Source organism: Opitutus sp. ER46 (assembly GCF_003054705.1).
Lineage (GTDB): Bacteria > Verrucomicrobiota > Verrucomicrobiia > Opitutales > Opitutaceae > ER46.
On record NZ_QAYX01000024.1, the window covers coordinates 28,432 to 54,480 of the forward strand.

The window sequence follows — 26,049 nt, forward strand, 5'->3', positions numbered from 1 at the left end:
CGCGCGGCCAGTGACGGCTGGCTCCGTTTCCTGTTCCCGTGCATGACGGTGGCCCTCGTGCTGTCGGCCGGACGACCTCTGAACGCGGCCGAGCCGCCGGCGGAGTCCGGTTGGTCGGCGGAACTGCTGCAGCAGATCCTCCAGGCGGAACCGACAAGTGCCGAGTCCTTGCGCGCGCCGGTTCCGGCCCGGGAGATGTCGCTTCGCAGCTATAACTTTTCTCACCTGCGGGTGGGCGAGGCCGGCCGCACGCGGAACGTGCTCGCGATCCTGCAGCAATTGCTGCCGCCCGGGAGTTCGGTGAAGCCGGATGTGGCGGCAAACAGCATCCACGTCCTGACCACGACGACGGCCCAGCAGGCGGTGTGGGACTACCTGTCGGCGGTGGATATCGCGGAGGGTCCACCCGAGCCCGCTGCTGGTGTGCCGGCCGACGTGCTTGCGGCGCTGCGGAAGCTCGCCGAGACGGGCGACCAGTCGGCCAAGGTCCTGACCGCGGTCCGATCGCTCGGCACCGACGTGGCGCACCACATGGCCGAGATCGATCAGCGGCAGCACCGCCAGACCGTAAAGCTGGTCGGCGGGGGCGCAGCGCTGGTCGTGTTCATGATCGGGCTGCTGCTCTGGATGATGCGCCGGTCGCCGGCGGTCCCCGAGGCGGCCCGCGAAGGGGCGGGCTCGGTCGCGCTGGCGCTTCGCTCCGACCAGCTCGCCTCGGCACTGACGCCGGTGCACGACAAGATGCGCACGGAAATGCTGGGCATGCTCAACGAGGTCGCGATCAAGCTGCAGGCCCAGCACAACGAGCAGCAGAAGCTCGTGCAGGAACAGCAGCAGCGATTCGAGGACGCCCGGGTTGCCCTCGCGGAGGAGCGAAAGCAGTTCATCGACCAGGCGGGAACGATGGTCGTCGAGGCGGTCGAGCGGGTGGATGCCACCACCGCCAAGCTGGTGAAGCAGCAGGACAAGGTGTCCGACTTGGTGGAGGAGCTCCAGTCGACCGTCCGCGAACTGGATCACACAAAGGACGAACTCCGGACCAAGGAGATCGAATTGGAGCAGGAACGGGCGAAAATCGCCGCGCTCTCGCTCCTGTTGGAGGAAGGCTCGCCCCTACCGCCCATCGGCCGGCCGACCAACGGACACCAGGCCGGTATCACGGCGAATGGCCGCACTCCAGGCAACGGTTCGTCCACACCCCATTTCCCATGCATGACCCAACTCCCGACTCCCTCCCTTCTTTCGCCGACGCTGGGCCAGTCCCGACTGGAACCGCCGGCAGCGCCTCGGTTCACCTTCCTGCCGCCCGATCATCCGGAGACCTGACCGTCCTGGAGCGCCTGGAGGCGTTTCAGGAGCTGATGCGCCAGGGCAACGCCCTGCTGGGCGAGGCCGTCGCGCATTGCCGCGAGGCCGACCTCGCGCTCGCCCAGGTCGCCGCCGAACGGCAGGACATCGAGCGCGTGCGTGCGGAACTCGACCGGGCGAGGGATCGCGCGGAGGCGGAAGCCGGGGTGGCACGTTCGGCCATGGCCCAACTCGAAACCCAGCGGGCGCAACTCAGTGCCATGCGGGATGAACTCCTGAAGGCCCGGGGCGACCTCGAGGGGTTCCAGCGCGCGCAACATGCCAGTGAGGAATCGCTGCAGCAGCGCCTGACGGAGGCCCGTGAACAGCAACAGCACCTCGAAGCCGAACTCGAGCGACTGCGCCGGCAGGGTGAGGCCTCGCGCACGCTGAACACCACGCTCGGCCAGCTCGACCTGCTCGAAGGCAAATTGCGCGTAACGGAGCGCGAACTTGCCGCCACCCGCCATGCCCTCGACGAGGAGCGTGGGCGGCGCGACCGCGCGATCGCATTGATCAAGCCCCGCGCGCTTGGCGTCGAGGAGACCGCCCCCGTCGTCCCATGAAAGTGCCGCTCTGTCCCTTGGTCCTGCTGCTCGTTGTGCCGTCGTGCATTCTTGCGGGTGAAGATCCGCCGCCGCCAGCCGCGACGCTGCCTGATCCGTCGCGGGCCGACGCGTCGCCCCGACGCACCATCGAGCATGGCGGCGAGATCTTTGCGCTGGCCAGCGAGTCGCGCCGCGGCTCCATCGAAACCGCCGAATACCTCCCGGTCGGTGAGACGCTGGAGCAATGGACGCAGATGGTGACCGTGCAACGGCTCACGTTCGTCACGCGGCGAACGCCCGAGGACTTTCTCCAGTCGTTTCGGGCTCACGTCTGCCAGGACGGCGCTTCACTGGACGTGCTCAAGCAGGGCGGCAATGCCGCGGTGTTCGCGGTGCGTCTCCCTGCGTCTGAGTCGAACGATGAGCAGGTCGTGATCGGGATCGTCTTCGCGGAGGCGTCCGCTCCGACGCTCCTGAATGTCGTCCAGTACGCAATGAAGCCCACTCGCCGACCGGTGCCGCTGGTTGCGGCCCAGCTACAGGCGTGGCGCGACGCCTTTGTCCGGCAGGCGATCGCCGCGACCGGTTCGTGAGGTCGCCCAGCCGGTGTTCAGTACGTGTAGAAGAGCTCCTGCAGCGCGGCGACGTCGCGGGTCCGGGTCAGCCCGAGCATCAGCAGCACCCGCGCTTTCTGCGGATTCAGTTCGTCGGCCGTGACGAACCCGAGCCGGTCATCGTCGACTTCAATATTCCGCTCCACCACGCCACCTCCGGTGCGTGAGCTGCGCACGACGACGATGCCCTGCCGCGCCGCGTCCGCGGCGGCCCGCTGGGCGGGCGCCGCGATATTCCCATCGCCCACGCCGGCAATGACGATGCCCTCGGCTCCTCCCTCGACGGCCGCGTCGATGAGTCCCCGGCCCATGCCGGCATGAGCGTAGACGATGTCCACTCGCGGCATCCGCGTCAGGTTTTCGACCGAGAATTCGCTGCGATAGGTGTGACGGCGAACCGCCGGGGCATAAAGGTGCAGTCGCCCGCCGTTGACGAGTCCGGCCAGCCCACGATGGGTCGACCGAAAGGTTCCCACCTGGGTCGTGTTGGTCTTCGCCACCTCTCGCGCGAAGTGGATCTCGTCGTTGGCGACCACGAGCACCCCGCGCCCGCGGGCTTCGGGATACGCGGCGACCGCCACCGCATTGTACAGATTCATCGGTCCGTCGGCGCTGATCGCCGTCGCCGGCCGCATCGCGCCGACCAGCACCACCGGCTTCTCCGAACGGACGACCAGATTCAGGAAAAACGCGGTTTCCTCCATCGTGTCGGTGCCATGAGTGATCACGGCGCCATCGATCTCCGCCCGGTCGAGCGCCGCCTGGGTTCGAGCCGCGAGCTTCAACCAGGTTTCGTCGTCCATGTCTTGGCTGCCGATCGCCGCCACCTGTTCCACATCGATGCGGGCGAGCTCTGCGACCTGGGGCACTGCCGCGATCAGCGCGTCGACCGAGAACGCCGCCGCTTTGTACCCGCGAGCTCGGTCCTGGATCTGCGCGCCCGCAATCGTGCCGCCGGTGGCAAGCACGTGGACCTGAGGAACGGGTGAGCTGGTTCCAGCCATGGCGCGAACGCTGACACGCGGGTTCCCAGCTGTCGCGGTGAAAGTGGATGACGCAGATGCCAGACCGCGGGCGGACTTTGTTTAACACACTTTGTGGCAATCACATCCGTGCCCAGGGTGAGATGGCTCCAGCCTCGGCTTGAACCCCGCACTCGACAGTCGACTGTCGCGCGGCATGCTGGGCGACCTCACATGCGCCTCAGCGCCGTCATTATTGCCGCCCTCATGATTATGATTCCGAGCGAATCAGGGCGGCGGCGCGTGACTGAGTAACGACACCAACAAGTCACTTTTCCGAAGCCCTGAGCCGAACGCTCAGGGCTTTTTGCTTTTCCGCCATGAAAACCACCGCCACCGCCGCTCTCTCCCTTGAGGATTTTGCCGCTGCCCGCCGTCGCCTCGCGACCGGGCTTCGAGTGACGCCGTGCCACATTGCCCCGGCGCTCACGCAGTCGCTTGGCATGCGGATTTGGCTGAAGCGGGAGGACCTGCATCGCACCGGCTCGTTCAAGGAACGTGGCGCGCGCAACGCCCTGCTGTCCCTTTCCGAAGACCAGCGGGCGGCCGGAGTGGTGGCCGCCTCCGCCGGCAACCATGCCCTCGGACTGGCCTTTCACGGGGCCCAGTTGGGCGTGCCGGTCACCGTCGTCATGCCCTCGGGGGCGCCGGACGTGAAGATCTCCCGCTGCCGGGCGCTTGGCGCCAGTGTCCTGCTGCATGGGGCATCCTTCGACGCCTCGCAGACCCACGCCGCCGCCTTGGCGGCAAGCACGGGTGCGACGCTCGTGCATCCGTTTGACGATCCAAACGTGATCGCCGGGCAGGGCACGCTTGCCCTCGAGGTTCTCCAGCAGGTGCCGGACGTGGATACGATCGTGGTGCCCGTGGGTGGCGGTGGGCTGCTTGCCGGCGTTGCCACCGTGATCAAGGCGCTGCGTCCGCGTTGTCGCGTCATCGCCGTTGAGCCCGAACATGCGGCCGGCTTTCTCGCCGCGCAGATCTGTGGACGGCCCGTCCGCGCCGAGGTCGCTCCGACGCTCGCCGACGGCCTGGCCGTCGCCCAAGTCGGCGAACGGACCTTTGCCGCGGCGGCGCAGCGCGTGGATGACGTCGTGACGGTCTCGGAGGACGAAATCGCGCGGGCGATTGCCGCCTTGGCCCGTCAAGCCGGCGCCGTGGTTGAAGGCGCCGGTGCCAGCGCACTGGCCGCAGTCCTGGCCGGCAAGGTCCGGGGCAGGTCCGTCGTGCTGCCCCTCACCGGCCGCAACATCGACCGCCGCGTGTTCGAGCGCGTCCTGGCCGAACATCCCGAGGCTACGAGGAACCTCGACTACGCGCACGCGGCCTGAACGCGGGGCCCGCGGTCAGGGCAGCACCAGCGTCTGCCCAACCGCGAGCCGGCGTTCATCGCGCAACGTCGTGCGATTCGCCTCGAGGATCTCGGGCCAGCGATACGGATCGCCGTAATAGCGTTGAGCCAGTTGCGAGAGCGTGTCGCCCGGCATCACGACGTGCTGGCGGGGCCGCGCCACGACCGGAGCGACCGGCGCCGCCGGCTGCGTCGGGCGTGAACCCGGACGAGTCGGTGCCATGCGCGAGGGGTTCGTCGAAGCCGGCACGATCACGGAAGGCGGCGGATTTACCAGGCGTGAGGCGACCGCCGGCCGAACGGCCGCAGGGAGGGGAGTCGATGTTGTCGCCACGATTGGCGCGGGGCGAGGTGCCGGGGCACTCGTTTCGGCTGCCGCCGGGGCCGGAATCGCGGGCTCGACGGACATCGCAGGCGTCGAGGGATTGGGTGTCGACGTGCTGTCAGCGCGGGCACTGGCGCGGGCGAGTTGCTCGCGCAGCCGGTTGAGATCGGCGGCGAGGTGCTCGTTCTCAGCCGTCAATTCCGCGCTGGCGCTGGTCTTCGCTTCCGCGGCGGTGAGGCGCGTCTCGAGGTCGGCCCGCTCGGCCGTCACGCGCGCAAGTTCGGTCCGGATTTGATCGCGCTCCTGCGCGGCGGCCTGGCGCTGTTCATTAGCGGCGGTGAGTTGCTGCCGGAGGGTGGCCAGTTCGGTGGCGAGTTGTTGCTGCTCCGCGGAACCCGCAGCGGCCGACTTGGCCGCTTCCTCGAGCGAGGCGACGCGTTGCTGGAGCTCGGTGCGATCACTGGCCAGCTCGGCCACGGCCATGTTGGCCTTGCCGAGCTCCTTCTGCAGCTCAGCCACGCGGGCATCGGCCTTCTGCCCCGCTGACTCGACCGTCAGCGCGAGCTGTCCGGCAATGCTGTCGCGCTCGCGGCTGACCGCCTCGATCTTCTGGCGGGCCGCCGTGAGCTCGGCGGTGAGCTGCTCCTGCGTCAGATTGGCTTGGGCGAGAGCGGCGCGCGCGGTTTTTTCGCTTTCCGTGAGGGTCGCGAGCTTCTGCTCCATCTCGGTGCGAAGGGACGTGAGCTGGGTGAGTTCGGCTCGAAGGTGTTCGCCCTCCTGTCCCGCGGTCTGGCTGCCTTGCGCGGCGGATTCGAGCGAGCGTTCCGCAGCCGCCAGCTTGCGCTGCAACTCGGCCCGCTCGGCGGCGAGGCCGTTCAGGGCTGACGTGGTGGTGGCGAGCTCCCGCGCGAGGCTGTCGCGATTCGTGGTCAGCGCCTGCAATTGGGCGGCGGCAGCCGCAGCATCCTGGCGCGCCGCCGCCTTGGTCTCCGCGAGTTCGGTCGCGAGCCCGTCCCGGCTGCGGGTGATCTGGACAATCTGCCCCTCGGCGCGAGCGGCTTCCGCCCGCATGCGGGCGAGGTCCTGGGCACCAGCTCCACCGGCCTGGGTGGCGGCGGCCAGCTCCTGCCGCGTGGCTTCCAGCGTCGCGGCGAGGCGGTCCTTCTCCGCGGCGATGGCCGCCGCGCCCCGGGAGTTTTCCTCGAGCGTCGCGACCCGCCGCTGCAACTCATCGCGCTCGGTCGTGAGCGCGGTGAGCCGAAGATTGGCCTGGTCGATGTCGGCTTGAAGCGCGGTGGCTTGCGCCAGCTTGGTGTTCGCCTCCGCGGCCTCGGCGGTGATGGTGGCGATCTGGCGGTTCAGCGCGTCCCGTTCATGGGTGAGCTGCTGGATCTCGGAACCGAGCACCGGCTGGGAGGCGAGGCGGTCGCGCAGTTCGACGATCTCCCGGTGCGCCGCCTCGAGCTCGAGGGTGCGTCTGGTCAGCACGGCCTGCATCTCGTCGTACCGGACCCGAAGCTGGGTGAACTCCTCGCGGCTCGTACGGTCGGCCGCCTGCGTGCGCGCGGCGAGTTCGGTTGCCAGCCGGCTGCGCTCCGCCTCGGTGGCCGCGAGTTGCTGCTCAAGCGTGGCGAGACTCAGCCGGTTCTTCTCCAGGGCGACACGGGCGCCGGCGAGGTCCGACGACTGCTCACTCAGGGCGGCCTGGGCGGCTTGCAGTTGCTGCTGCAGGGCGGCAAGCGGGGCGGAGGTGGTGGTCGGCGCGGCTTCGACCGCGGGGGCTGGAACTGGCGCGGCGGGCGCGGCGGAGCCGGTAATCTTGGGGTTGGCGGCCCGGAGGGCCGCAAGGCGTTCGCGGGCGGCGGCGTACTCGGCCGCCGGCATCGTTTGCACCAGGGCATCGAGGGCCCGGGACGCCCCGCCTGTATTCGAGGCCAGCGAGAGCCAGACAAAGGCCTCCGTGGCATCAACCGGGACGGACCGGCCCTGGGCATACGCCAGCCCGAGGTTGTATTGGGCGATCGCGTTGCCGTTTTCGGCTTTGGCGCGGAGCGCGGCGATTTCGGGCGGCTCAGGATCGACTCGCGCCGGGCTGGGCGCGGCCAAGAGCAGGGCGGCAAAGGCACAAACGAGAGGACGAGCGGACGTCATGTTGAAGCCGGGCCAGACTGCGCCCGTGCCTCCGTAACTCAATGCGCGAAATGCAGTCTGGATCCTCGCTAACGCGAGGATTTGGGGTCCTTCGGTGGATTGAAGACAAACGGCATGTCGACGGCGGCAGCCACCGGTACGCCCTCTTTCACCCGCGGAAGAAAACGCCACAGGCGCGCCGCCGCGAGGGCGGTCTCTCCGAATTCTGGATGGGTCGCGCTCTTGATGGTGGGATTGAGCACGCGTCCGGTTGGGCTGACGGTGAAATGAATGATCGCCTGCGCTGCGACCCGACTCTTGCGGAGCCCAGCCGGGATATCTGGCGCCGGTCCAAGGTAGGGCTCCGGCAGGGCGTTCTCCACATCGACGACTTGGCGTCGCACCAGGTTATCCAGGGCGCCCTCGACCTCACCAAATGGCATTGCGGAGTGAAAGAGTTCCGATCCCTGCGTGAAGAGGTGGATCCGATACTTGCCCGCGCCGAGAGGAATGCCGATGGGGGCGCTGATCCCGATCGACTTGGGCTCACGGGGCTGGAGGTCGCCGATCTGGCGGGTCACGTAGAAGTGCTCTCCCGCGTCGGTGTAGAGATCGATGACCATGAAGACCTGATCGAGGGCGAAGGCGGATTCGAAGTCGGCCTGGAGCTCGAGCCGGTGATTGATCTGCGCGCCCTCGTTCATCACCTCGGTGTGGGAGGTGCGCACGATCTGGTTGCGGATCGCCACGTACATGGGGGCCCACTCCTTGGCGGGGCTCAGGGTCAACTTGCGGCCGGCGGCCGGGACCAGTTTTCCCGCGCCGTTATCAACGTACGGGACGCTCCCCTCGACCCGCATCACCAGGCGAAACATGTTTTCGTGTTCCGCATAGAGGGCGCACTGCGCGTGCGCTACCGGGGAGGCGGCGATCGCCAGGATCCCGGCTGCGAAGACTACCTGGCGAAACGGAGTGACGAAGATGCTCATGAAGGGGGACGGAGGGCGTGCGGGCCGGAGGGCGTGGCCGTCACGGGTTGAACACGAAAGGCATGTCGATGGTGGCCGGCGTGGCCCGGCCCTCTTTCACCCGCGGCAGGAATCGCCACATCCGCGCCGCGGCCAGCGCTGATTCGCCGAACGCCGGGTCGGTCGCCTCCTTGATGATCGGATCCTGCACGCGTCCGGTGGCCCCGATCGTAAGTCGAATGACCGCGCGTCCCGCGGTCTTGGCTCGCTTCAACTTTGGCGGGTATTCCGGCGTCGGACCGACATAGGGCTTGGGCTCGGCGTCGGTGACACCTTCGAGCCGGCGGCGAACCTGCTTGTCGAGCGACCGCTCGATCTGCCCGAAGGGCATCTCCGAGTGGAAGACCTCCATGCCTCGTGTGAAGAGATGCAGCTTGAACCGGCCCGGCCCGATCCGCTGCGTCAGCGGCACGGACATTTCGATCGGCTTCAAATGCCGCGGCGTCAGGTTGCCGATTTCCTGCACGTACAGGAGCTTGCCGGCATCCTCGGTCTGGAGTTCGAGCACGACAAAGACGTCTTCCAGCGGGTACGCGGACTCGAAGTCGCCCTTGAATTCGAAGCGTTTGTTCAGTTCCGCTCCCGAGCCCATCATCTCCATGCTGCGGGACATCACTTTCAGGTTTCGGATCGCAATGTAGACCGGAGCGTATTCAGGTACCGAATTCATCAGGTACCGCGACTCCGCCGCGACGAGCTTGCCGGCACCATCGTCAACGAATGGCGTCAGGTGGTGCACTTGCCGGACCAGCCGGCCTTCGCCCTTGTACTGCGCATAGAGCGCCACTTGGGCGGTTAGCGAGTTGGCGGTCAGCAGGAGCAGAAGAACGCTGAGACCCGCGAGGCGGCGAAACTGGAAGTGCATTGGGGCAGGGTAGGTTACGCCGCCATGCCCAATCAGAATTAGCCCGCGGCTCCAATCCGGATTTGCAGCCCGGTTGCCGGAGTTGCCTAAAACAGCGTCGCCACCTCGCCGAGCCACGGGTCAATCCAGCGATGCGCCACGAGGAAATACAGCGCGCCGGCAATCGCGAGCATCGGGCCAAAAGGCACGTGCGCCCCGAGCGCGAGCCCCGTCGGCTCGCCGTCCGGAGTCTCGGTAGGCGGCGCCACCTGCGCGCGCTTGCCGGTGATTTTCTCCCACAGCCACGCCACCGCGAACCAGACTGTGCCCACCAGCGCCCCGCCAAAGATTGCGACCACCGCGCCCTGCCAGCCGCAGAAGGCGCCGATCGCGCCGACAAACTTCACGTCGCCGAACCCCATCGCCTCCTTCTTGAGGACGGCTTCGGCCACCAGCGCGATCCAGAGCACGAGGCCCGAACCGACCAGCAATCCCTGGAGCGAGAGGAAACCGGAGCGCATCGCGTCGACGAGAAACATTCCGCTGTCCTGGCCATGCAGCGCCGGCACCCAGAAGGAGAGCAGGAGGCCGAGGACGCCGAGCCCGAGCGTGAACGCGTCGGGAATGATCATATGATCGAGGTCGATGAACGTCGCTGCGATCAGGGCGCTGACGAAAACGGCGCCGCAGGCTGCCACGAGCGGGGGAAGACTGTTCCAGCAGACCACGAAGAGGACGGCGGTCAGGAGCTCAATGGCGGGGTAGCGAATGGAGAACGGTCGCCCGCAGCAGCGGGCGCGGCCCCGCAGGATGATCCATGAGAGGATGGGAATGTTGTCGTACCAGCAGATGGGCTGGCCGCACGCGCAGTGCGAGCCGGGCGAAACGATCGAGGCGCCCGCCGGGACACGATAGATGACGACGTTGAGAAAGCTCCCGACGCACGCGCCGAGGACGAAGGCGACCGTGGGAAAGAACCACGGGAAAGCCGCGGAAAGTTCGGCGATGGAAGCGGAGGTCATGCCGGGAGACGGACGCCCGCCACGTTCGCGGCGCAGTCAGGCGCTGGCAAGCCTCGCGCTAGTCGTCCAGGCCGGCGTACGGCTGGGGCCGGGGCGGCCGGCGTGGGGAGGTGTCCGTTTCCTTGGGCGGAGAAACCGGCTGCGGGTTCAGCGCGGCGTGCGCGGCGGCGGCCATGGTCGGGGCGGTGCGCGTCGCGGGTACCCCCGTCCAGATTTCGAGCGCCTTGGCTCCCTGGTGCACCAGCATGCCCAGGCCGTTGGCGTGGGGCAGCCCCAGGAATGCCGCCTGCCGCAGCAACCGCGTCTCCGCGGGATTGTAGATCATGTCGAACACCGCGGCGGGCCGGGGCAGCGCCGCGAGATCGATGGGCGCCGGGTCCGATTCACGCAGGCCGGCGCTGGTGGCGTTGATGACGATCGCGTCGGCGGGCAGATCGTGCGGCGGCACGCCGGGCACAAAGCCGTGGAACGGCACATGCCGCGCCAGCGGCGAAAGCGCGTCAAACAGCAGCTGCAGGTTCTCGCGCGTGCGGTTCGCCACCCACAGCGAGGCGCACGGACGCTGGAGGCACTCGACGGCCGCGCCGCGCGCGGCTCCGCCGGCACCGAGGAGGATCACCGCAGCGCCGGTGAGGCTCCGGCCCAGGCTTTCGTGCACGCCGGTCGCGAGGCCATAGCCATCGGTGTTGAAACCGTGCCAGCCACCGGGGCTCCAGCGCAGGGTGTTGATGGCGCCGACCGGTCGGGCGGCCGCGTCGATCTCCGCCACGAGCGGGAAGGCCATCACCTTGTGCGGCACCGTGAGATTCACGCCTTGGAAACGGCGGGCGTGGAGCAGGTCCAGCGCGCGGGGCAGATCCTCGGGCGGCACGTCGAACCGCACGTAGCGCCAGGTGGCAAACGACGGCTGCGCGCGCGCGAGGTCGGCGAGCGCGGCGTTGTGCATCGCCGGACTGATCGAGTGCTTGATCGGGTGGCCGAGCACTGCCAGCCACGTGCCCGGGCGCGACCAGGATTCCAGGTCGGCGAGCGTCAGTACCTCGGAAGTGTCGGGAGTCGCGGCCACGGCAGGCTCGCAATAGGCGTGGCCGTCCTGGCTGATGTCAATCGGGCGCTGCGCCTTAACGACGCCCGCGCCCCGGTGCCTAGCGGGTCCGCTCAGGACCGCGCGTGGCGCTCGTACGTCGCTTCGAAGTCCTCGACGAACCCGGCGAACACGCGGGCCTGCTCCGGCTGGCCCGCCGCGGTGTAGTGGTTCACGAGATTCCGGCAACTGCGGCAAAGCACCTCGCGCACCGGCGTCGGCGCCAGATCGCTCGCCTTCGGGATGATGTTGTTGGCCCGGAGCAACTCGTAGATCTCGTCGGCGTCGCGGAAAACCCCGCGGTCAAAGGCGTCGATGAAGAACGGCAGATCGTCGGTGAAGCAGCCGACGATGAAGTGGCCCGGCAGGCCCACCGGCTCGAGGCTGAGGCCGAGGCGCTCGCCCACCAGGAGGTACACCACGCTGAGCGAGATCGGAATGCCCGTCCGCCGGCGCAGCACCTGGTCGATGAAGCTGTTGTGCGGATCGGTGTAGTGCTCGACGTTCCCGTGGAAACCCCACTCGTGGAACAGCACGCGGTTCATCACGCGGCACTTCTCGCGCATCGACGACGGCTCAACGATCAACGCGCGGCAACGCTCCGCGATCGCATCCAGCTCGCGGCCGCATTCCGCGACGTCGAGCTGCGGGTCGGCGGTGCGCGCCAGCAGCAGGGCGCCGGCCTCGAGATCGTAATTCTGCGCGCGGATGAAGCCGCGGAACTCGGCCACCGGATCGGAAAACTTCAGCTCCTCGAGAAACCACGTGGCGTGGCGGGCGAGGATGCGATTCGAGCCCTGCGCGATCGTCTGCAGGAACGGCACGGCGGCACTGCCCAGCTGCGTGAACCGGGACAGCAGCGCGCGACGCACCGTGGCATTGGTGTCGTCCAGCAGGCTGATCAGCGCGTCCTGTTCGGTGGGAGGGAGAGTCTGGGAGTCCACGGCGTGCAGAGGAGAATTTTCCGATCGGTCGCGCAATGGATAAACCTACTCCGCCGGCAGAAAAATGGATTGCCCGACAGAGGGTGGCCAACGCGTTCCCGTAGGAGAAAATCGGACACGATTCTGGCCGGTTAAGGCGAAACCTCGGCGGTCATCGCGTAGGCCGATGAGGGCGCGTATTTTCCGCGCGCGTTTTATGTGCCGCGGACTCCGGACTACGTCGCAGATCGCTGACCGTAGAGCGCGGTGCCGACGCGCACGATCGTGCTGCCGGCGGCCACGGCGATCTTCAGATCGCCCGTCATGCCCATCGAGAGTTCGCGCAGCGGCGCACCGAACCGCGCCGCGAGGTCATCACGCAGGGTGCGCAGGTTGCTGAAGGTGCGCCGGGCGTGCTCTTCGGTCTCGGTGGGCGTCGCGCCCAGCGGCGCAATCGTCATGAAGCCGTCGACGCGCAGGTGCGCCTTGCCGAGCGCGGCCTCGAGCAGCGCCGGCGCGTCCGCGAGGTCGGCACCGAATTTTGCCGGATCGTTGCCCGCGTTGATCTGGAGCAGGATGGGCAACGTGCGGCCGAGTTCCGCCGCGGCGCGGTCCAGATGGTTCAGCAGCTTCACGCTATCGACGCTCTGCACGCGGTCGAAGTGCTCCGCGGCCTGCCGCGCCTTGTTCGACTGCAGGTGCCCGATGAGCTCCCACATGACCTTGGCGGTCGACTGCGCGCGCTTCTCGACGCCCTCCTGCACGCGGTTTTCGCCCACGGCGCGCAGGCCATAACGCGCCGCAAATTCCACCGCCGCGGCCGGCTGCGTTTTCGTGACAGCTAGCAGATCGACTTCTGAGGGCATTCTGCCAATTTCTGCGCAGGCTTCGCCAATAGCGGCGCGGACTTTGTCAGCGCGTCGGGCAAACTCTTCGAAGTCAATCAGGAGGCCTGAAGCGGTGGTCACGGTTAGAAGTTCTACTTAGTCGTTTACGCCTCCCGGATAGCTTCTAGATTGGCTAATACAACGCCAGCTAATCATGCAGATCGAAAATTTCAAAATCTTCGCTGATCTCGTCGAAACGAAGAGCTTCTCGAAGTCCGCGAAGTTGAACGGCATCACCCAATCGGCCGTCAGCCAGCAGGCCCGCGCGATGGAGCGCCATTTCAAGACTCTGCTGATTGATCGAAGCCAGAAACAATTTCAGCTGACCCGCGAGGGCCAGCGCGTCTACGACGCGGCGAAGGAGATGCTGCACACCTACGAGAAGCTCCTCTCCGAGCTGCAGGAGATGAAGAAGGTGATCAGCGGCACAATCCGCATCTCGACCATCTACTCGATCGGGCTCCACGAATTGCCGCCGTTCATCAAGAAGTTCCTGCACGACTATCCTTCCGTGAATGTGCGCGTCGAGTACCGGCGCTCGAACCTCGTGTATGAGGATATCCTGCACAACTCGGTCGACTTCGGTCTGGTCGCGTTCCCCGTGAAGCAGCGCCAGATCGAGGTGCTGCCGTTCCGCAACGATCACCTCGTGCTGATCGCCCATCCGCAGCACCCGATCGCCAAGCGCGGCGAGATCGAGGTGAAGGATCTCGCGACCCAGAAGTTCATCGGCTTCGACCCCGACATCCCCACCCGCAAGGCGATCGATCAGATCTTCCGCGAGCACAAGCTGGAGCTCGAGCCGGTGATGGAGTTCGACAACATCGAGACGGTGAAGCGCGCGGTCGAAATCGACCACGGTATCGCGATCGTCCCCCAGGCCACTGTCATCCAGGAGCAAAAGCAGGGCACCCTCGCGGTGCTGCCGTTCAAGGACAAGCAGTTCTCCCGCCCGCTCGCCATCCTCCACCGCAAGGGTCGTGTGCTCACGCCGGCGATGAAGAAGTTCATCGAGACCCTCGGCCTGGACCTGCCCGAGTCGCACGAGAGCTGAGCCCTTCCGCGGCGTAGTCGCGCCTCGCGGCGCGCCTGCCTTCACCGTGAAAGACGCCGGCGCATTTGCGGCCGGCGTTTTCGTTTCTACGCTCCGCCCTCCCACGATGAAGACGCATCCTTTCCTCCTGGCCGGTGCCGCCTTGGCGACCCTGGCCGCCTGTTCCCCCCGCCAGAAGCCCGACCCGAAGGTCGATGCGCCGTCGCAGGCCGCCGTGGCCGCGGCAAGCGAGGGGACCGCGGCGGCCGCTCCGACCGCCGCCTTCACGCCTGGCTCGGTCACCCCGGCCGCGCCGGGCAAGGCCGCCGCGGAGGCGGCGCTGCCGGTGATCGGCCCCGCGCCCGCGTGGGAGCTGAAGGACCTCAACGGCGCCACCGTTCGGTCTGCCGATTTCAAGGGCAAGGTCGTCGTCGTAGACTTCTGGGCGACCTGGTGTCCGCCCTGCCGCGCGGAGATTCCCGGCTACGTCGAGCTGTACAAAAAGTACGGCAAGGATCGCCTCGCCATCGTGGGCGTCTCGCTCGACCAGGGCGGCGCTGACCAGGTGAAGCGCTTCGTCGAACGGTTCGGCATCACGTATCCGATCGTCATGGGCGACGAGGCCGTGCAGTCGGCCTTTGGGGGCATGGAGGCAATTCCCACCACTTTCCTCATCGATCAGCAGGGCCGCATCCGCGACAAGAAGGTCGGCGCCGAGCCGACCGAGGAGTACGAGAAGAAGATCGCCGCGCTGCTCTGAACGCCCGCTGCTGCCCGTCGGCGTCCATCGCTCCGGCGGGCACGCCGCGTTCAGACTCCGACCCACGCCAGGCCGATCCGCAGCCACAGCGGGATCACGATCAACCCGAGCATCGTCGTGGTCAGGACCACCTGGACCGCGGTCCGCGGGTGGCCGCCATAAAGCCGCGCCATGAGGATGGGAATGACCGCGGCCGGCATCGCCGCCTGCACGATCAGCACGCGCTTCAGCTCGACCGAGCAGGGCAGGTATCGCGCCAGCGCGAGGATCAGCAGCGGCAGGAGGAGGAGGCGAAGGACGCAGGCCGCGGCCGCGACCTTGGGCTGGAACAGCTCGGCCGGACGATGGAGGTAATTCGCGAGGTTCACCCCGGTCATCACCAGGCCCAGCGGAATGCCGCACACGCCGAGGCCGTGGATGATATCGGTCACCGGCTTCGGCAGCAGCGCGGCGCCGCCGGTCAGGTTTCCGGCGACCGCCAGCACGAGCGCCACCACGATTGGACTCACGAGCCGGCGCCAGCCATCGCGCAGGGACAGCCCGCTCAGGACGAGCAGTCCCACGGTCCACAGCGCGGTCTCGACGCCGACATTGTGCACGAGCAGCACACCGGTGCTCTCGACACCCCAGATGCCGGCCATGATCGGGAGCGGGAGGTAGCCGTAGTTGGGAATGCCGGCCGCGAGGGCGAAGGTGCGCATGCCGGAGCCCACCTGCAGTCCGATCAGTCGCGCGGCCACGAGACAGACGCGGATGCCGACCCACGTGACGATAAACCCGACGAGCGGCGGCAGGAGAATGTTGCTCGGCTGCCGCAGCGCCGGGTTGTTGGCGACCGATTCGAAGATGAGGCAGGGGTAACAGATGTTGACGACGAGCCGGATCAGGCCGGTCTCCGCATCGCCATCCATCCAGCCAAGACGCCGCACGCCCACGCCCACGCCGATGAGGCCGAAGACGGGCAGGACGAGGAGCATCAGTTGCCAATACGAGGGCATTGCAGCGAGCGTCGCAGCGGGGCGCGGAAGGGGGCAACCAGATCCTTTGGCTGGCCGCCCGGACCTGCCGCCAGGCGGGGGCGCGCCGGTGCGGGGAGGCGGGGTGCCACCGGAAGTTGGACAAGCGCGCCCAAAGTGACACGCTCACCGCCGTTCATCCTCCCATGCTTATCGTCGCTCTCTGCGTCGGTTACGCGCTTGGCTGTCTCTCCCCGGGCTGGCTGCTTGTGCGGCGCGCGACCGGCCAAGACCTCCGTCAGACGGGCAGTGGCGGCACCGGCGCGACCAATGCCGCCCGCGTTCTGGGGGGGCGGGCGTTTCTCCTGGTGATGGCGCTGGATGCGCTGAAAGCCGCGGCCGCGGTGCTGCTGGCGCGCTGGCTGGCGCCGGAGACGCCCTGGCACGTGCTCGCCATGCCCGCTGCCGTCGCCGGGCATATCTGGCCGGCTCCGCTCCGCTTCAAGGGCGGCAAGGGCGCGGCGCCGCTCCTCGGTGGCGCCGTGGCGCTGAATCCCTTTTTCCTGGTCGCCGCCGCGATCCCGGCCGCCATCGCGGCGGTGTTTGTCCGGCGCACCTTTGTGCTCACCACCGCGGCCGCCGCGGGCGGCATTGCCAGCGCCGCGTGGCTCCTGCCGGGTACGCCGGAGCGCGTCGCCTTCGCGGCCACCGTCGGACTCGTCCTTCTTGCCCATCGGTCGCACTTCGTGCGAGCGTCCGGCCCCGCCCCTTCCTGACCGCTGCCAAGCAATGGATACCGCCACTGTATTCAAAGTCGCCACCACGGATGCCGAGTTCGAGCAGATCCACCGGCTGAACTACCGCACGTTCGTGGAGGAGATTCCCCAGTACGCCCCCAATTCGGTGGGGCGGCACATCGACAAGTTTCACGCCGAGAACACGTACATCATCGGCGTGCGCGAGGGGCAGGTCATTGCCCAGATCGCGGTGCGGCGGCGGCGGCCGTTCTCCCTCGATGCCAAGCTGCCGGACCTCGACCGGTACCTGCCGGCCGGGCGCAACGTGGTCGAGGTGCGGCTGCTCGCGGTGGACGCCGCGCACCGCAACGGCCCGGTGCCCGCCCAGCTGATGCAGGCGGTGGCCCAGCATTGCCATGATCGCGGCGACGATGTGGCCGTCATCTCGGGCGCCGTGCGGCGGCTGCGCTTCTACCGGGCGATGGGCTTTGAACCGTTTGGGCCCGTGGTCGGCACGGCCGAGGCGCCGTACCAGCCGATGCTGCTGACGCTCGAGAAGTTCCTCGCCGCCTGCCAGCAGCGCCGCAGCCTGCAGCGCGATGGCGCGCCGGCCCTCGTCGCGGACCCGCGCAGCCTGGTCAATCTGCTTCCCGGCCCAGTCGCCGTCTCCGCCCGCGTTCTCGCGGCCGTGGGGCGCCCGCCCGTGCCGCATCGTGCACCCGAATTCATGGATACGATCGCGGCCGTGCGCCACCGGCTCGCCGCGCTGGTCAACATGCCCGACGTCCAGATCATGCCGGGCAGCGGTTCACTGGGCAACGACGTCATCGCCGCGCAGATCGCGGGGCTGGGCCAGCCCGGCATCGTGATTTCAACCGGCGAGTTCGGCGAACGGCTGGCCGATCAGGCGCGCCGCGCCCGCCTCAACTTCCATTGGGAAAAGCTCGAATGGGGTACGCCCATCACCCGCGAGCTGCTCGACCGCGCGCGGCAGTCCGCGACCGGTGCCGGCTGGCTCTGGTGCGTCCACCACGAGACGTCGACCGGCGTGCTGAATGATCTCTCGCTGCTCAAGGCCTTCGCCCGCGAGCACGGGCTCAAGCTCTGCCTCGACTGCATCAGCTCGATCGGCGCCATGGCGGTCGACCTCGATGGCGTGCACCTCGCGAGCGGCGTGAGCGGCAAGGGCCTGGCCGCGCTGCCAGGGCTGGCACTCGTGTTTCACGCCACCCGGCCCGAGCGGCGCACCGACCTGCCGCGCTATCTCGACCTGGGCCTGTGGGCCGCCTCCGACGGCGTGCCGTTCACTCATTCCTCCAACCTCGTTGGCGCGCTCGATGTCGCTCTCGCCGAGGTCGAGCGCTTGCCGGGCGGCCGCTGCGAGGCGCACGACGACGCCCGCTGGCTCCGTGCCCAACTTCGCGCCGCCGGCTTCGTCCTCGGCGCCGACGAGGAGCATGCCTCGCCGATCATCGTCACGATCAAGCTGCCGCCCGAAATCTCGGCGGAAGCGATGGGGGAGCGGCTGGAACGCCGGGGCTTTCTGACCAGCCACCGCAGCGGCTACCTCGCCGAGCGAAACTGGATCCAGTTCTGCCTCATGGCTCCGCCGCCCCGCCCGGTGCTGCAGACGCTCGTCGACGCGGTCCGCGAAGCGGCGGCTGAACTTGCCGCCAAGCCGGCCGAGGCCGTCACCAGCGGCGCGAGCTGAGCCGCGGGCCCCGGGGCGCGCCGCACCCGAACTAGCTCCTCGCAGCCACCGCGCCCCTCACGGTACGGGCGTGGCCGCCGCGGCGCCGGCCTCGCCGATCGCCGACCCCGCGATCCATCCGGTCGTCCACGCTGCCTGGAAATTGAAGCCGCCGGTCACGCCGTCGATGTCGAGCATCTCGCCCGCGAAGTGCAGGCCCGGGCAGATCCGGCTCTCCATCGTGCGAAAATCCACCTCGCTGAGCCGGACGCCCCCGCAGGTGACGAACTCGTCCTTGAAGATGCTCTTCCCCACGACGGTGAACTCCGCCACCGTGAGCTGGTCGGCGAGCACGCCGAGCGCCGCGTTGCCCACGCCCGCCCATTGCGTCGTCAGCGCGATCTTCGCGCCGCCCACCAGCCGTTCCCACAACCGGTGCGGCACGGCGACCGGGCTCCACGTGCCGATCTGCTTCCGCGGGTTGCGCTCCCGGATCGTGGTCAGCTCGCGCAACACCGACTCGCGCGTGTGCGGGGGCACGAAGTTCACCGTCAGCGGAAACTCGTAGTTGCGTCCCGCCAGCTCGCGCGCGCCCCAGGCCGAGAGTTTCAAGATCGCCGGGCCGCTCAACCCCCAGTGCGTCACCAGCAGCGCGCCCGATTCCTTCAGTTTCGTGCCGCGCACCGCCGCGGTGGCGTTCTCCACCGACACGCCGGAGATTCCGATCAGCCGCGGATCGTCGATGTGAAAGGTGAACAATGACGGCACGAGCGGCTCGATGGTGTGGCCGAGCGTGCTCGCGATTTCGAAGCCCACCGACGAGCGGTTCCCGCCGGTCGCCAGCAGCAGCCGTTCGCAGCGCAGCCCGGTGCCGTCGGTCAGCGTCACCCAGAAGCCGCTCGCTGCATCCCGCCCGGCCCGCTCCACCTTGCGCACGCCCATGCTCGTGAGCACGCGCACGTGCGCCGCCTCGGCCGCGCGCTGCAGGCACGCCACGATGGTCTCGGAATTGTCCGTGACCGGAAACATGCGGCCATCCTCCTCGGTCTTCGTCTCGACCCCCTGCTCGAGCAGCCAGGCCACCATGTCGCGCGGCTGCCAGCGGTGGAAGGCGCCGAGCAACTCGCGTCCCCCGCGCGGATACCGCTGCACCAGTTCCCGCGGCTCGAAACACGCATGCGTGACGTTGCAGCGGCCGCCGCCGGACACGCGCACCTTGGCCAGCGGGTTGGCCGTGGCCTCGTAGATGGTCACTTCGCCGGCGGCGCCGAGTTTCTCCGCGGCGGTGATCGCGCCGAAGAAACCCGCGGCGCCCCCGCCTACCACCATCACGCGTGTTGTTGCTGCCATTTCCCGCGAGCGTGCGCGCGGGCTCCCGCGAGTCGATCCGGTTTCCGCAAACCTCCGCCCCGTAAACGCGTACGCCCGCGGCGCGGAGCCGGTTTCGGCCGACGATCGGGCGCGACACGCAGCGCGGATTTGACACCGGGCGCGCCGTCCGTGAGCTTCCGCGCCCCTCTCATGCCGCGCTTTCGCACCTTGCTCGTCTGCCTGCTGGCCGCCCTCTGGCTGCCGGCGACGCTGCATTGCGCCGTGGATCGGCTCGGCGCGCTCTCCGCGGCGCCCACGTGCTGTGCGGAGAATGAGGATACGCCGGCTGGCAACTTCGATTCGTGCGACACCCGCTGCCAGTTGGCGGGCGTCGGTCTCGAGCGCGGGGCCGATCTCGCGGTGAAAGCGCTGCCGGCGCCGGCTCCGCTGCCGTGGCTGCTCGTGGCGGCGTTGACGCTGCCGCTGCCAGCCACCGAGGTGGCGCCGCCTGAGCCGCCGCAGAGTCCGCAGGAACTGCGGCGCACCTGGCATTTCGCGGCGCGCGCCGCGGTGCCATCCCGCGCGCCCACGCAGGTTTGATGACCCGCTGAACCGGCCCTGCGGCCCGCCCTGCGCGGCGGCCGTGATTGCGGCCGTTTCCCCCCAACGTCGTGCCGGTGCTCCGCGCCGGCCGGCCAACGTGTACCGTCTATCATGAACCTGCGCCGATTTCCTGTCTTCCTGCTCCTGAGTTCCTCCCTTTTCGCGGCCGAGCCGCTTCGCCCCGACCTCCTGGTCGGCGAGGTGGCGGCCCGCCATCCCGAGCTCGCGTTCTACCAGGCCGAGTTGGCCGCCGCCCGCGCCTCGCGCGTGGTCGCCGGCGCCCGACCCGATCCCGAAGTGGCCCTCGAGGTTGGTCGCAAGCGCGTGCACGACGTCGCCGGCGCCCTCGCGGGCGAGGGCACCGCCTGGTCGGTGTCGGTGGCCCAGACGTTCGAGTGGCCCGGCCGCCTCGCGTTGCGCAAGGCGATCGCCAACCAGGACGTGGCCCTGGCTGAACTCGGCGTCGCGCGATTCTCCGCCGCCCTGCGGGCGCGCGTCCTGACGCTCGCTTACGGCGTGGAGGCGGAACAGGAGAAGGCGGCGGCGCTGGCCGAGGTGGCGGAGCGCTTTCGCGCCCTGAAGGAGGTCTTTCTTGCCCGCGATCCCGCGGGCGTGACTCCCCTGCTCGAAACGCGCGTCATCGAGGCGCAGGAGCTGGCGATCCAGCGGCGCGCGACGGCGGCCGCGCTGGCCCTCCAGGCGGCTGTGACCGAGCTCAACCAACTGCGCGGCGCGGCGCTCGGCACCGCGCTCACCGTCGCCCCGGTGGGCCTCAGCTTCAGTCCCGCCCCGGCGGCCGCTGAGTTGCTGCGCGCGGCCCGCGAGAACCACTTCGATTATCAGGCGCGCCGGCTGGAGCTGGAACAGCAGGGCTTCGCCGTGCAGCTCGCCCGCCGGGAGCGGCTGCCGAATGTGACCCTGAGTCCGTATGTTGCCCAAGAGGAGGCCGGCGAGCGGGAGCGCACGATTGGCCTCGGGGTGTCGGTGCCCCTGCCGCTGGGCGCCCGCAGCCGCGGCGGGGTTGAGCTCGCCCAGGCCCGGCGCCGCCAGGCGGAGGCCGCATTGCAGGTGGCCGAACGCGAGCTCGAGCGGGAGGTCCTCGCGGCCGCCCACGCGTTCGCCGCCAGGCAGGCGGAGGTGGCGCGGTGGACGCCCGACGCCGTGACGCGCTTTCGCGAGGCGGCCGCCCTCGCCGACCGCCACTACCGGCTCGGCGCCGTGCCGCTGGCCACCTACGTGGAGCTCCAATCCGCCTATCTCGAAGCCGTCGAGGCGCTCCTCGACACCCGCCAGGAGGCGCTCACGGCGGCGCTCGAACTGCAGCGCCTGACCGGCTGGCCAACCCCGTTCGTGGCGCCGCGCGCGCCGGAGGAATCCAAATGAACTCTCGTCCTTGCATCATGAATACCCCGGTTGCGGCGCTGGTCCTTGCGGCCCTGGCCGCTACTCCCGTCCTGTTCCTCACCGGCTGCGGCCCGGCGACCCCCGCCCACGCGGCAGAGGAGGCGGGCGTGGTCGTTGGCCCGCAATACAGCGCGAGCAAGGGACTCCACGTGCCGGAGGAAACCCGCCGCGCGCTGGGTCTCACCACGGTTGAGATCGCCGAGCAGTCCGTCGCCGGCACGCTCGCCGTCCCGCTGCGCGTTTACGACGTCACCTCCGGCCGCGCCCGGGCGACCGGCCTGCTGCCGGCCGCCTCCGCCCGGCGTTTGCGCGTCGGACAGACGCTGCAGGTGCCGGCGGCGGGCGAGGCGGTGGTCACGCAGCTCACGCCCGCGGCGGGCGCCAAGGGTGGCGCCTGGGAAATCCTGGCTGAATTGCCCGCGAGCGATTCCACCGCGATGGGCGCGTTCCTCGACGCGAAGGCAGAACTGCCGGTGCAGGCCGCGGCGGTGACCGTGCCGCGTTCGGCGCTGCTCGAAGCGTTCGACGGCACGTACGTTTACACCGCGAGCGGCGAGTACTTCGTGCGCACGCCCGTCACGCCCGGCGTCGCCACGGCCGACGTGGTGGAAATCAAGGACGGCCTCTACGCCGGCGATGTGGTCGTCGCCTCGCCGGTGATGTCGCTCTGGCTCACCGAGCTGGCGGCGATCAAGGGCGGTCATTCCTGCTGCGTGGTTCCCCCGGAGGAAAAATGATCCAGACCCTCCTTGACGTTTCGCTGCGCCGCCGACCGCTGGTCTGGCTCGCGTTGCTCATCCTCATTGCCATCGGGGTTTGGTCGGCGTTGCGGCTGCCGATGGACTCGGTGCCCGACATCACCAACCCGCAGGTCCTGCTCAACACCGAGGTGCCCGCCCTCGCGCCTGAGGAGATCGAGCAGCTCGTGACGCGGCCCCTGGAGCTCCAGATGGCGGGATTGCCGGGCATGATCGAGCTGCGCTCGCTTTCGAAGTTCGGGCTCTCACAGGTGCGCATGACCTTCGAGGACGGCGTCGACCTTTACCGGATTCGACAGCTTGTGACGGAGCGGATCGGGGCCGTGCAGGCGGACCTGCCCGAGGGTATCCAGCCCAAGCTCGCGCCCATCAGCACCGCGCTGGGCGAGGTTTTCTACTACACGGTCGAATACAAACGAGGCGCCCCGGCCCCGGTGACGCGCGAGGCGCAGTTGCAGGAGCTCAAGCAGGTTCAGGAATACGTGGTGAGTCCGCTCCTGCGGGCGACGCCCGGCGTCGCCGAAGTGAACACGAGCGGCGGCTACGAGCGGCAGATCGTGGTGACGCCCGACGTGGCGCGCCTCACGAGCGTGGGGCTGACGACGGAGGAGCTCGCGGAGCGCATTCGCGCGAACACCACGAACGTCGGCGGCGGCTACGTGGAAATTGGCGGCGAGCAGGTTGTGGTTCGGGCCAACACCCGCGTGCCCGGCCTGGCGGAGATCGCGGACTTGCCGCTGAAATTTGCCGGCGCCACCGCTCCGCTGCGCGTCCAGGATGTCGCCTCCGTCGACCTCGGCTCGGCCTACCGCCTCGGCACGGCGACGGTGGACGGACGTGAGGCGGTGCTCGGGGGCGTGATGATGCTGGCCGGAGCCAACAGCCGGATCGTCGCCCGCGACGTGGCGCTCAAGGTCGAGCAGTTGCAGGCCAAGCTGCCTGCGGGCGTCGAGCTGCGGCCGCTGTACAACCGCTCCGACCTCGTGAACCGCACGCTGCACACCGTCGAGAAGAGCCTGTTCGAAGGTGCGATCCTCGTGATCGCGGTGCTGCTGGCCCTGCTCGGCAACCTTCGCGCCGCGTTGATCGTCGCGCTGGCGATCCCGCTCTCGATGCTCTTTGCGGTGACCGGGATGGTCGGCAGTCGTGTCTCCGGCAACCTGATGAGCCTGGGCGCGATCGACTTCGGCCTGATCATCGACGGCGCGGTGGTGATGGTGGAGAACATCCTGCGCCACCTCGGCCTCCGTCAGCGCGAGCTGGGCCGGGGGCTCAGCGGCGACGAGCGGCTCAAGGTGGTGCGACACGCCGCCCGCGAGGTGGCGAACCCGATGTTCTTCGGCGTGCTGATCATCGCGGTCGTTTATGTGCCCATCCTCGCGCTCACGGGCATCGAGGGGAAAATGTTCCGGCCGATGGCGCTCACCGTCATCTTCGCGCTGCTCGGCTCGCTGGTCCTCGCGCTCACGGTGATGCCGGTGTTGTGCTCGCATTTCCTGCGCGGGCGCGTGCACGAGGAGGACAACGTGCTCGTGCGCGGCTTCAAGGCGCTCTACACGCGCGTGCTCGCGGCGGCCCTGCGCGCGCGGACGCTTGTGGTCCTCGGGGCGGTGCTGCTGTTTGCGGGCTCGGTTGCGCTCTTCACCCGTCTCGGCGCGGAGTTCATCCCGCAACTTGAGGAGGGAACCATGCTGCTCCAGTTCGTCCGCAGCGGCAGTGCCGGGCTCGAGGTGTCCGCCGAACTGCAAACCCGCTCCGAGCGCCGGCTGCTGGCGCAGTTTCCCGAGATCGACCGCATCTTCGGCCTGACCGGCACGGCCGAGATCGCCGTCGATCCCATGGGCCCGAACCTCACCGACGCGTACGTCGAGTTCAAACCCGAGGCCACGTGGCGAAAGGTCGACGGCCGCCCGATCACAAAGGCGGAGCTGATCGACCTGATGCGCCGCGACCTCGCCGTGTTCGCCCCGGGGCAGACGTTCCTTTTCACCCAACCGATCCAGATGCGGTTCAATGAAATGATGGCGGGCGTGCGCGCCGACATCGCGGTCAAGCTCTACGGCGACGACTTCGCCGAGCTCGACCGGCTCGCCACCCAGATTCGAGACGTGCTGCGCGCCATCCCCGGCGGCGGTGACGTCGAGTTCGATGCCTTCGGACGCACGCCCATGCTGGAGATCCGCTCGAACCGGGCCGCCCTGCAGCGGTACAATCTCTCGTCTGATGAGTTGAACCACGCGATCCGCGCCGCGCTCGCCGGCGAGGAGGTCGGCACGTTGTTCGAGGGCAACCGCGCCTTCCCCATCGTGGTGCGTCTGCCGGAGACGGCGCGGCGCGACCTGGAGCAGCTCCGGCAGGTGCCGGTGCGGGCCGAGGGTGGCGGCCTGCTGACGCTTGGCCAGGTCGCCACGTTCGAGCGGCTCGAGCAGGTCAGCGCGATCACGCGCGAGTCCGGCCAGCGCCGCGCCGCGATCCTGGTGAACCTGCGTGGGCGCGACACCGCCGGCTTTGTCCGCGAGGCGATGGCGCGCCTCCAGCGCGACGTGAAGCTGCCCCCGGGTTACACGTACGAGTTCGGCGGGCAGTTCGAGAACCTGCAGCAGGCGCGGGTGCGGTTGGCGGTCATCGTGCCCGCCGCGCTCGTGTTCATCTTCTTCCTCATCCTGATGAGCTTCGGCCGGGTGCGGCAGGCGGCCCTCATCTTTGCCTCGGTGCCGCTCGCCGTCACCGGCGGCGTCTTCGCCCTGTGGCTGCGTGGCCTCCCGTTCACCATCAGCGCGGGCGTCGGGTTCATCGCCCTCAGCGGCATCGCCGTGCTGAACGGCATCATGCTCATCAGCTTCATCAACCAGCTCCGGCGCGAGGGGCACGATGTGCGCACCGCCGTTGTCGAGGGCACGCTCACACGGCTGCGGCCCAAGCTTCTTACCGCCCTGGTGGCCTCGCTCGGCTTCGTGCCGATGGCGCTGGCCACGGGCGCCGGCGCCGAGGTCCAGCGCCCGCTCGCGACCGTCGTCATCGGCGGGATCATCACCTCGACCTTCCTTACCCTGGTCGTCCTGCCCATCCTGTACGACTGGGTGGAGGGCGGGGCGAAGGCGGCGCCCCGCGCCTCTTCGGCGCCGATTCCCAGTCCCCACGCCTGACGCTCCGCGTCCGGTCCCAGCCTTCCTTTCCGCATGAAATCCATCCGACTCATTCCCTTGTTCCTCCTCGCGCTGGCGGCTCCGGCCCTCGTGGCCGCCGAGCAGGTCGCGGCCGGCCCGAAGGGCGGTCGCCTGCTCACGCGTTCGCCCGAAGCCGTCGAGTTCTTCGTCAACGCCGAGCGTCGCGTCGAAGTCGCCTTCTACGACGCGGCGCTGAAGCCGCTGCCGCCGGGCGACCGTGAGGTCACCGTGCTGGCGGAGCCCGCGAGCGGTCGCGTGCCCGTGGCGCTCGAAAAGCACGCCGAGGGCTTTGTGTCCGCCGCCGCGCTGCCGGCGGGCGAACCGTACCGCGTGGTGGTGCAGGTGCGGGAGAAGGCCGGCGCCCGCCCGCAGAATTTCCGGCTGCAGCTCAACCTCGCCAACTGCGCCGAGTGCAGTCACCCGGAGTACGCGTGCGTTTGCGGGCACTGAGCGGCCGCCGCGGGGCGCCGGCGGCGCACGCGGCCGCACGATAGGCTCGAACGCC

23 protein-coding genes are annotated in these 26,049 nt (G+C 68.8%); 13 read left to right on the plus strand and 10 right to left on the minus strand.

Annotation, left to right across the window (positions count from 1 at the left end; all coding sequences use genetic code 11):
• Nucleotides 1-42 precede the first annotated feature (42 nt).
• The 3 genes from DB354_RS15725 to DB354_RS15735 are packed head-to-tail and all read left to right on the plus strand — an operon-like array spanning nucleotide 43 to nucleotide 2,488.
• Nucleotides 43-1,326: a hypothetical protein gene (locus DB354_RS15725; protein WP_107836604.1), complete on the plus strand. Its 1,284-nt coding sequence runs from the start codon at nucleotides 43-45 to the stop codon at nucleotides 1,324-1,326.
• Between the two features lie 35 nt (nucleotides 1,327-1,361).
• On the plus strand, nucleotides 1,362-1,913 hold the full coding sequence (locus DB354_RS15730) for a hypothetical protein (protein WP_107836605.1): 552 nt from the start codon (nucleotides 1,362-1,364) through the stop codon (nucleotides 1,911-1,913).
• Nucleotides 1,910-2,488 carry a hypothetical protein gene (locus DB354_RS15735; protein ID WP_107836606.1) on the plus strand — a complete coding sequence of 193 codons (579 nt, stop codon included), beginning with the start codon at nucleotides 1,910-1,912 and terminating at the stop codon, nucleotides 2,486-2,488. Before DB354_RS15730 ends, DB354_RS15735 begins: the two co-directional genes overlap by 4 nt.
• Before the next feature lie 17 nt (nucleotides 2,489-2,505).
• On the opposite strand, the gene DB354_RS15740 is transcribed toward DB354_RS15735, so the two are convergent.
• Complete coding sequence (locus DB354_RS15740; RefSeq protein WP_107836607.1) at nucleotides 2,506-3,513, minus strand: type II asparaginase; 1,008 nt, start codon at nucleotides 3,511-3,513, stop codon at nucleotides 2,506-2,508.
• A gap of 338 nt (nucleotides 3,514-3,851) precedes the next feature.
• Here DB354_RS15740 and DB354_RS15745 point away from each other — a divergent pair, with 338 nt between their 5' ends.
• A complete protein-coding gene (locus tag DB354_RS15745) occupies nucleotides 3,852-4,862 on the plus strand; it encodes a threonine/serine dehydratase (protein ID WP_107836608.1) in 1,011 nt (336 codons plus the stop codon).
• 15 nt (nucleotides 4,863-4,877) lie between these two features.
• Here the strand turns inward: DB354_RS15745 and DB354_RS15750 are convergent, their stop codons facing one another.
• The 7 genes from DB354_RS15750 to DB354_RS15780 form a co-directional block, all read right to left on the minus strand.
• Nucleotides 4,878-7,358 carry a LysM peptidoglycan-binding domain-containing protein gene (locus tag DB354_RS15750; RefSeq protein WP_146180285.1) on the minus strand — a complete coding sequence of 827 codons (2,481 nt, stop codon included), beginning with the start codon at nucleotides 7,356-7,358 and terminating at the stop codon, nucleotides 4,878-4,880.
• A gap of 68 nt (nucleotides 7,359-7,426) precedes the next feature.
• On the minus strand, nucleotides 7,427-8,326 hold the full coding sequence (locus tag DB354_RS15755) for an energy transducer TonB (RefSeq protein ID WP_107836610.1): 900 nt from the start codon (nucleotides 8,324-8,326) through the stop codon (nucleotides 7,427-7,429).
• Between the two features lie 40 nt (nucleotides 8,327-8,366).
• Nucleotides 8,367-9,230 (minus strand): energy transducer TonB, encoded by an 864-nt coding sequence (locus DB354_RS15760; RefSeq protein ID WP_107836611.1) that lies wholly within the window; start codon nucleotides 9,228-9,230, stop codon nucleotides 8,367-8,369.
• 86 nt (nucleotides 9,231-9,316) lie between these two features.
• The gene (locus DB354_RS15765) at nucleotides 9,317-10,231 is read right to left on the minus strand and encodes an A24 family peptidase (RefSeq protein WP_107836612.1); all 915 of its coding nucleotides are present in this window, start codon (nucleotides 10,229-10,231) and stop codon (nucleotides 9,317-9,319) included.
• A 58-nt stretch (nucleotides 10,232-10,289) separates the two neighbouring features.
• The gene (aroE, locus tag DB354_RS15770) at nucleotides 10,290-11,297 is read right to left on the minus strand and encodes a shikimate dehydrogenase (RefSeq protein WP_107836613.1); all 1,008 of its coding nucleotides are present in this window, start codon (nucleotides 11,295-11,297) and stop codon (nucleotides 10,290-10,292) included.
• A 92-nt stretch (nucleotides 11,298-11,389) separates the two neighbouring features.
• Complete coding sequence (locus DB354_RS15775) at nucleotides 11,390-12,259, minus strand: transglutaminase-like domain-containing protein (protein ID WP_158277564.1); 870 nt, start codon at nucleotides 12,257-12,259, stop codon at nucleotides 11,390-11,392.
• A 215-nt stretch (nucleotides 12,260-12,474) separates the two neighbouring features.
• The gene (locus DB354_RS15780; RefSeq protein ID WP_255420796.1) at nucleotides 12,475-13,206 is read right to left on the minus strand and encodes a YggS family pyridoxal phosphate-dependent enzyme; all 732 of its coding nucleotides are present in this window, start codon (nucleotides 13,204-13,206) and stop codon (nucleotides 12,475-12,477) included.
• 73 nt (nucleotides 13,207-13,279) lie between these two features.
• On the opposite strand from DB354_RS15780, the gene DB354_RS15785 reads away from it, so the two are divergent.
• Together DB354_RS15785 and DB354_RS15790 are read left to right on the plus strand one after the other, a co-directional pair.
• A complete protein-coding gene (locus tag DB354_RS15785; protein WP_107836615.1) occupies nucleotides 13,280-14,179 on the plus strand; it encodes a LysR family transcriptional regulator in 900 nt (299 codons plus the stop codon).
• A gap of 106 nt (nucleotides 14,180-14,285) precedes the next feature.
• Nucleotides 14,286-14,918, plus strand: coding sequence for a TlpA disulfide reductase family protein (locus DB354_RS15790; protein WP_107836616.1), 633 nt, complete (start codon nucleotides 14,286-14,288; stop codon nucleotides 14,916-14,918).
• A 50-nt stretch (nucleotides 14,919-14,968) separates the two neighbouring features.
• On the opposite strand, the gene DB354_RS15795 is transcribed toward DB354_RS15790, so the two are convergent.
• The gene (locus DB354_RS15795) at nucleotides 14,969-15,916 is read right to left on the minus strand and encodes an AEC family transporter (RefSeq protein ID WP_107836617.1); all 948 of its coding nucleotides are present in this window, start codon (nucleotides 15,914-15,916) and stop codon (nucleotides 14,969-14,971) included.
• Between the two features lie 164 nt (nucleotides 15,917-16,080).
• Here DB354_RS15795 and DB354_RS15800 point away from each other — a divergent pair, with 164 nt between their 5' ends.
• Both DB354_RS15800 and DB354_RS15805 read left to right on the plus strand, forming a co-directional pair.
• Entirely contained in the window at nucleotides 16,081-16,650 is a 570-nt protein-coding gene (locus tag DB354_RS15800) for a glycerol-3-phosphate acyltransferase (RefSeq protein WP_107836618.1), read from the plus strand.
• Between the two features lie 13 nt (nucleotides 16,651-16,663).
• Nucleotides 16,664-18,322, plus strand: a complete 1,659-nt coding sequence (locus DB354_RS15805) for a GNAT family N-acetyltransferase (RefSeq protein ID WP_107836619.1) — start codon at nucleotides 16,664-16,666, stop codon at nucleotides 18,320-18,322.
• Between the two features lie 57 nt (nucleotides 18,323-18,379).
• On the opposite strand, the gene DB354_RS15810 is transcribed toward DB354_RS15805, so the two are convergent.
• Nucleotides 18,380-19,651, minus strand: a complete 1,272-nt coding sequence (locus DB354_RS15810; RefSeq protein WP_107836620.1) for an NAD(P)/FAD-dependent oxidoreductase — start codon at nucleotides 19,649-19,651, stop codon at nucleotides 18,380-18,382.
• 171 nt (nucleotides 19,652-19,822) lie between these two features.
• On the opposite strand from DB354_RS15810, the gene DB354_RS15815 reads away from it, so the two are divergent.
• From DB354_RS15815 to DB354_RS15835, 5 genes are all read left to right on the plus strand, one after another.
• Nucleotides 19,823-20,212 (plus strand): hypothetical protein, encoded by a 390-nt coding sequence (locus DB354_RS15815; protein ID WP_107836621.1) that lies wholly within the window; start codon nucleotides 19,823-19,825, stop codon nucleotides 20,210-20,212.
• 114 nt (nucleotides 20,213-20,326) lie between these two features.
• A complete protein-coding gene (locus DB354_RS15820) occupies nucleotides 20,327-21,598 on the plus strand; it encodes a TolC family protein (protein ID WP_107836622.1) in 1,272 nt (423 codons plus the stop codon).
• A 17-nt stretch (nucleotides 21,599-21,615) separates the two neighbouring features.
• Complete coding sequence (locus DB354_RS15825) at nucleotides 21,616-22,356, plus strand: hypothetical protein (protein ID WP_107836623.1); 741 nt, start codon at nucleotides 21,616-21,618, stop codon at nucleotides 22,354-22,356.
• Nucleotides 22,353-25,523 carry a CusA/CzcA family heavy metal efflux RND transporter gene (locus DB354_RS15830; RefSeq protein WP_107836624.1) on the plus strand — a complete coding sequence of 1,057 codons (3,171 nt, stop codon included), beginning with the start codon at nucleotides 22,353-22,355 and terminating at the stop codon, nucleotides 25,521-25,523. Before DB354_RS15825 ends, DB354_RS15830 begins: the two co-directional genes overlap by 4 nt.
• Nucleotides 25,524-25,556: 33 nt before the next feature.
• Nucleotides 25,557-25,994, plus strand: a complete 438-nt coding sequence (locus DB354_RS15835) for a hypothetical protein (RefSeq protein ID WP_107836625.1) — start codon at nucleotides 25,557-25,559, stop codon at nucleotides 25,992-25,994.
• The last annotated feature ends 55 nt before the right edge of the window (nucleotides 25,995-26,049 follow it).